Annotated in this window: 8 protein-coding genes; all 8 read right to left on the bottom strand. The window is 36.4% G+C overall.

The genetic code is table 11. The features are described 5' to 3' along the window. Positions 1-126: 126 nt before the first annotated feature. Positions 127-1,116: a D-cysteine desulfhydrase family protein gene (locus tag HNQ80_RS19630; RefSeq protein ID WP_184312392.1), complete on the bottom strand. Its 990-nt coding sequence runs from the start codon at positions 1,114-1,116 to the stop codon at positions 127-129. A gap of 28 nt (positions 1,117-1,144) precedes the next feature. After that, positions 1,145-1,966: a M55 family metallopeptidase gene (locus HNQ80_RS19625; protein WP_184312391.1), complete on the bottom strand. Its 822-nt coding sequence runs from the start codon at positions 1,964-1,966 to the stop codon at positions 1,145-1,147. A 77-nt stretch (positions 1,967-2,043) separates the two neighbouring features. Next, positions 2,044-2,508 (bottom strand): methylated-DNA--[protein]-cysteine S-methyltransferase, encoded by a 465-nt coding sequence (locus HNQ80_RS19620; RefSeq protein WP_184312390.1) that lies wholly within the window; start codon positions 2,506-2,508, stop codon positions 2,044-2,046. After that, entirely contained in the window at positions 2,501-3,424 is a 924-nt protein-coding gene (locus tag HNQ80_RS19615) for a DNA-3-methyladenine glycosylase family protein (protein WP_243183422.1), read from the bottom strand. Before HNQ80_RS19615 ends, HNQ80_RS19620 begins: the two co-directional genes overlap by 8 nt. Before the next feature lie 13 nt (positions 3,425-3,437). Then, complete coding sequence (locus tag HNQ80_RS26535) at positions 3,438-4,004, bottom strand: bifunctional transcriptional activator/DNA repair enzyme AdaA (protein ID WP_184312389.1); 567 nt, start codon at positions 4,002-4,004, stop codon at positions 3,438-3,440. Positions 4,005-4,167: 163 nt separating this feature from the next. Further along, positions 4,168-4,365 carry a putative motility protein gene (locus tag HNQ80_RS19605; RefSeq protein WP_184312388.1) on the bottom strand — a complete coding sequence of 66 codons (198 nt, stop codon included), beginning with the start codon at positions 4,363-4,365 and terminating at the stop codon, positions 4,168-4,170. Positions 4,366-4,551: 186 nt separating this feature from the next. Beyond that, positions 4,552-5,379: a hypothetical protein gene (locus HNQ80_RS19600; protein ID WP_184312387.1), complete on the bottom strand. Its 828-nt coding sequence runs from the start codon at positions 5,377-5,379 to the stop codon at positions 4,552-4,554. 105 nt (positions 5,380-5,484) lie between these two features. Further along, complete coding sequence (locus HNQ80_RS19595; RefSeq protein WP_184312386.1) at positions 5,485-6,339, bottom strand: hypothetical protein; 855 nt, start codon at positions 6,337-6,339, stop codon at positions 5,485-5,487. Between the last annotated feature and the right edge of the window lie 26 nt (positions 6,340-6,365).

The raw sequence follows: 6,365 nt of genomic DNA, 5'->3' as shown, positions 1-6,365 counted from the left end.
TCAGGCAATACATCAGATTTTCTTCCCATAGTAAAGCTCCCCTCATATTAAACAGTAATATTATTTTAACTGTCTACTATAAGGGGAGCATATCATTACCCAATACGGTTTTGCATTCATATCATTTTATTCAAAAAATAAATCTTTCTTGGGAAATAGCCCGAATATCCCTCCTGTATGAATAAATAAAATATTTTCGTATCCTACCATTTTCCCTTTCTTAATTTCATTAACCAATCCATACATACCTTTACCCGTATAAACAGGGTCTAAAATAATCCCTTCCAATTTTGCAAGCCAGTGAATGAATTCAAGTTCTTCCACTGTACTTAGCGCATACCCTTTGCCAACATATCCATCAATTATACTAATCTCATCCTTTGAAAAGTCTATTGTCTTATCTATATAACGAAAGCTATCTTGGAGAATATCATAGATCCGATCTTTAAAATAGGAAGCATCATCACATACATTCACACCAAAAATCTTAGTTTCATGTCCCAGCAACTTGTTAGCTAAGAACATTCCACTATAAGTACCTCCAGAGCCTACAGCAAGAACAATGGCGTCAAATATGATCCCCATCTGCTTTTCCTGCTCCAGTATTTCTTCCATCCCTGTATAGTATCCAAAAGTACCGATTCCATTGGATGCTCCTTCTGGAATGATATAGGGTCTATGTCCTTGTTGAACCAGACGCGCTTTGATTTCCTCCATAATTTCCATTCTTCTCTCTTTATAATCCTCCGGGGTTATGAATTCAATATCTGCTCCTAAAAGCTTATCGAGAAAGTAATTTCCCTCTAGTGAATCATTTCCGCTGCTTCTAAGAACAAGGCAGGAACCAAGACCTAACCTAGCAGCAGCTGCAGCTGTGGCTCTCGCATGATTAGATTGTATTCCTCCACAGGTGATTAAATAGTCGCAGTTCTGCTCTAATGCCTCCTGTATTACATACTCTAGTTTTCGAATCTTGTTTCCTGAAATCTCTGATCCCGTCTGATCATCTCTTTTAATGAAAATTTGAGGTCCACCTAGTTCTTTTGACAATCTATCCAATTTTTCTATTCTAGTGGGTAAGTTTGCAAGACGGATTCTTTTAGGTATCTTGATCATCTTCTTCCTCTCCTTTTCCTCACTAAACTTATAATGTGCTTGCAGCCAAGGTAGTCAATGCCATCCTCATTTTATAAGCTTCAATCATATCATTGGCCACATACTTTACCCTGTTGGGTTCGATTAACATGACTCCCGGTATCAGCAAAGTGGCCTCAGCCATTCCACTATTTGAAAAAGCAACCTCTAGTTCAATTTTCCCTTCTATTCTACGAGGCAAAATGGATTTTAATTTCTCTGTTAGCGTTTTTTGTACATTTTCTTCCATCAGTCTATGTACTTTTTTCGGCTGAATGCATTCTGCCGTATATCTACTAACGGCACGCTTTACAATGAGTGTCTCTATTTCTGTATGAAAACTTTTTACTTGCTGAGACAAAACATCATCTCCAGAGACGAAAACCACAGGTACATTGTATTGCCCAGCTACCAGAGTATTAAACTCAAATTCGCCCACAACATTGTCATTGACTTTCACTTCTGATACAACTGATCCATAATAGCTATGGGCTAACACCCCTGAAGAATTATGTCTGGCATGGTATCCAATCAAAAGCACTGCATCGTAGGTATTATCGATTCCCTCCATCATTCCTAAAGATTTTTTGTTACCAGAAATAAGTACTACATCCTCATCTAATTCTTCAATCAATAGATTTGTCATTGGGCCATGGGCATCATTTACTAATATCGTTGCCGCCCCTGCAAGCTTTGCTCCCTTCACGGCCGCATTCACTTCATCTGTCATCAATTTTCTGGCTCTATTATAATCATATCCTTGCGGCGCCGTGTGGGAACCATTTACCACACCACTTATACCTTCAATGTCTGCAGAAATGTAAATTTTCATCATCCATCCCCCCATTTAAAATGATACCAATAAAGTCTCTATCGACCCTATTGGTATCATATCATATTTTTTATATGTTATTTATATTTTTTCTCATGCTCCAGAAGCCAGTTCTTCCTCTCAAGGCCGCCTGCATAACCGGTTAAACTTCCATTGGTTCCAATCACTCTATGACAGGGAACTACTATGGATATATTATTCTTACCATTTGCATTCCCCACTGCCCTGACTGCTTTCCTATTCCCTATCTTGATGGCCAATTCCTTATATGAAAGGATTTCTCCATAGTGAATTGTAAGCAGCTCTTTCCATACCTTTTTTTGAAAAACAGTTCCTTCTAAACTGATCTTTAAATCAAATGTTTTCCTAATCCCCTTGAAGTATTCATCTAGCTGCATAACAGTCTCTTCCAATATAAAGTTTGTTTCATTTGTAGCCTTTTCTTCATCTACAAACATAGCGGACAGAAGTGCATCTTCTGAACAAATTATTTCTACGATCCCTATTGGTGAATGATAATAGCCATAAAACTTTTTAATCATATAGCCACCTCCATATATAAAAGGTTGCATATGCTTCCCAACCTTTCCACGCCTGGGCGAACTTCTGAATCTCATGCAAAGAAGGCTTTTCATCCAGCTTTAGTATATCTTTTAAAGCATTGTGCAGACCCACATCGGCAATGGGAAAAGCACAATTCAAGTGAAAGCATTTCATAATCGTATAATCTGCAGTCCAGTTTCCAATACCTCTAATTGCTACTAGTTTTTTAACTAAATCTTCATAACCTTTTTCACACACTAATTTATTTTTGTCAAGGCTACCATTGGCAAATAATTTTGCAATGCCAATTACATATTCCGCCTTTTTTTGTGTAAATTGAAGGGCTTTTAGATCTTCAATCTCTAATTGTGCTATTTTTTCCGGAGTTGGAAAAATAAAAAAATCTTCACCGCTGTAGCTAAACTTTTCTCCATATTTCTCAACCAACTTTCTTTTCAAGGTATATGCAAATTTAAGATTTATTTGTTGTCCCATAATGGCCCAGCATATCCCTTCAAATAGATCGTTCATTTTGATCACTCTAAGTCCTCTGTACTTACTTATTAATAGACTCAGTATTTTATCATTCTTCATACTTTCAATGAATAGCGATAAATCTGTACTAAGATCGAACATATCCCAAACATATCCTGCTACCTGATCTTTAACCCACGATGTAGGAACAACATTTAAAAAAGTAATCCTCATTCTCTTACAGTGAACATTAATTTTAAATAGAACATAAGAATCTTCATACTTTAATAGTTTGTATAACCCATCATCTTTTACCTTATGGAGGCATTCAATATCTGATCGATTCAAATATACCAAGCACTCATAAAAACTAAATTCACTAGGCAGCTGCAACTCAATATATTGATTAAAATCTATCCATTCTACTTCATTCATCCCCATCGTAATTCTCCTATCATGTTCTTTTTCTATATTCCCTTGGTGTACACCCTATGTTTTCTTTAAAATTCTTATAAAAAGTAGACAAGCTTTTAAAGCCTACTTCATGGGCTATTTCAACAATAGATTTATCCTTTCCTCTTAAAAGTTCGGTTGCCTTCTTCACCCTTATTTTCATTACATATTCACTTGGTGTCATGTCATAGTATTGTTTAAATACTCTGGTTAAATTGCTCTCACTCATGCCCAGTTCTTGAGCAACGACTTTAAGTTTAAACCCTTCGCTATAATGCTGTATTAGCATTTTCTCTGTTTTTGCTATTAGCTCTTTGTTTGGCTCATATCTGGATTCATGAATATCAGGCCTGCACATTTTACAAGGCCTGAACCCTGCATTCACAGCATCTTCTGGCCTATCAAAAAATAGTGTATTCTTTTTCAACGGTGTTTTTGCTTGGCAAGAAGGTCGGCAAAAAATGCCTGTAGTTTTGACAGCATAGAAGAACTTTCCATCAAATTGTCTATCACAATTTTTCACTGCATGCCATTTGATTTCTCTAGGAATTTCATTCGTTTCTTTCACATTTTAAGCCTCCCCTGCCAGTACTTCTATCACTATTATACACTCTCACATAAATGATTTCTTCCTATATTTCACTAACCTATTCAACCCCTCTAATTTCACTCAACCCGAATCTTTTATTGTAAATAATAATAAAAGGCACTCATTCTTTGAGCGCCTTATCCTAAATTGAAATATCAATATTTCCACCTTTATGGGGAGTTATAGAATTCTCCATAACAGCTTTATTCGTTTGCTGCATCCCCTCAACCAACATACTGACAGCAGACGCATCCTGATTCATGGCCTTTTGTAGTACGGCAATGTTGAGCGCCTGTTTAACACTATATAGATTCTGTGCAGCGTAGCTACTTATATCCATCTTAACACCTCCAAATAAGTTTTACTGTAATCATTCTATAAAATGCTACAAAGACCTTTTAAATCATATGAAGTTAGTACCTTTGTCCTATAAATGTTCCTGTGTTTCTCTTTTGTCTGTGAGCATCAAATTTTAAAAAGGTTTTTTTCTCTTTCTGTTAGTCATGGTAAGTGGGATTCTATCTATCTATACACTTTTTTCCGAAATCTGTAGCATTTCAGAGACTTCTTTAACCTCAATAGGATACTTTTTGGTTAACCTATTCTTGCTGATATTAGATTTTACAATCCGCTGAATATCCAAATCCTCTACCAAAGCCCACTTTTTAAGCAAATCAAACCCTTCTGAAGGAAGCCTTTCAACAAAAACACTGATGGCATAATCCAAACCCTTCTTTAGTATCTTAAACTCTTCTTTTTTTCGTGCAGATCTATCCAACCATGCTAGTTTTTCAAGTATTTGGTCTGCTACTTTTAGGCAAAACTCTGTGTTTTCCCTGCTATTTAACATTGGCGGATGGGCAAGCGCAGCCAAAATAGCTCGCTGTTCTACTAGGGAAGCCTCTTTCATCCATTGATTAAAAATACGCCTAACACTGTTAAAATCCTTCTCTCCAATCCGTTGAAAAGCCATGGCTACTGACTCGCGAGTCCTCCATCTTTCATCACAAGCCCGTTCTTGTATCTGTTTTACGATCTTTCCCTTTTCTTCTTCGTTCACTAAACCATATAATGCACCGAGACTCAATACCGCGCAGAAAGGAAGAAACTCTCTCGGATGCCCAGCAGGTGCCTCTTCAGGGGTAATGTTCAACCACGTGAGGATATCATTCCACATATCTTGGCGAAAACCAGTCAATTCTACAGCATCAGCAAAAGCATCAGCCAATTCCAAATTTCCTCTAGGACCAGGAAGATTTGAATTCGAAATCAAGAAATCTTCCATCTCACTAATTCTGCTAGGAAGGATCATCAAAGGCTCCAACTTGTTAATATAATCCTCTCTCTTTCCCACTCTCATACCTCCGTTCGATAATTGCTGAATAGTTATAACAACATCAACATATATTTGCCAGGGGCTTCTTCAACCCATAAGTGTGATAATAATATTCTCCTTATGTTACGGCGCCCAGTACCTGCTGCTCTTTAAGTCAGTTTGTTGTAACACTCCGTTTTCTTCTTTCAAAACAAATGCATTTTCACCTTCCGGACCTGCCCATGTTAAACCTAATAAAAGACCTTCATCTGAATTTGCAAGAAATAATACCTCAAATAAACCAGGCTCATCTCCAGCATCCACTCTCCAGGTAGACAGTTTATCATACTTCGCTGGATAATCCTTGAATATCACTTGATCTCCTTCAATATAAGCGATACTTGCCAGCATATCCTCTCCTATTCTCTCAAAAACAAAAAGGCATACTTTCCCATTATCAGCAGTTTTAGAAAGCAATTTGCTGTCTACTATTTTTCTATTTTTAATAATCTCAATATTTTTGATTGTCTCAACATCTACATTTTTATATAAACTATTCTGCAAATCATTATTTTGGGTTGATTTCAACTCAAACAAGGTATCTTGATTGATAATAGCATCCTTTGCTAGAAAATATGTTTTGTTCTTGATAGCTTCTCCATCCTTTACTTCATAGATATATCCTTCCATATTGTCAAAATTATATATTGTCTGCCTCCAATTATCCTTATCGTTTGCTTCCTGTTTTTTTACAAATTCAATCTCAATGATTTCCCCATTGTTGCCTACAGCTATGTTGAATTCTTGCGGATTTTCTAATTCAGTTCCCTGTTCACTGGGTATTGTAATAATCTTTTTTCCAGATTCATTGACAAATCCATAAACATTTTCTAACTGTTTAAAATGAATTACTTCTTTGTCGACTTTTTCTATACAACCCATCAACCACATCGACATACAAATAAACAATAAGTAACGTATGATTCTTGTTCTTACCATATACAAATCACCTCGAAAATTTTATA

It is taken from the genome of Anaerosolibacter carboniphilus (genome assembly GCF_014205875.1).
Lineage (GTDB): Bacteria > Bacillota > Clostridia > Peptostreptococcales > Thermotaleaceae > Anaerosolibacter > Anaerosolibacter carboniphilus.
This window is presented reverse-complemented; position numbering and strand designations above follow the sequence as displayed.